Annotated in this window: 1 pseudogene; it reads left to right on the top strand. The window is 50.9% G+C overall.

Annotation, left to right across the window (positions count from 1 at the left end):
- Positions 1 to 212, top strand: a pseudogene (locus Q0698_RS13310) (sodium transporter); the annotation flags it as partial.

Below are 212 nucleotides of genomic sequence, written 5' to 3'. Positions count from 1 at the left end.
CTGACCGATATCATCCAAGTCGTGCTATTAATTGCCGGTGGACTGTTTATTGCCTATCTGAGCCTGGATGCGATTGCGCAGAATGCCGGAGCTTCCGGTGCGATGCATGGTTTCGGTATCATGATGAACGAACTTCCTGAGAAGTTCGACATGATCTTAGATCCGTCTAATCCCTCCTACAATGCCCTGCCGGGCATCTCGGTATTGGTCGG

Origin of the sequence: uncultured Umboniibacter sp. (genome assembly GCF_947497555.1) — a bacterium.
In the GTDB taxonomy this organism is placed as follows: domain Bacteria; phylum Pseudomonadota; class Gammaproteobacteria; order Pseudomonadales; family DSM-25080; genus Umboniibacter.
Note: the sequence above shows the minus strand (reverse complement) of the source record. Positions and strands in the feature narration are given on the sequence as shown.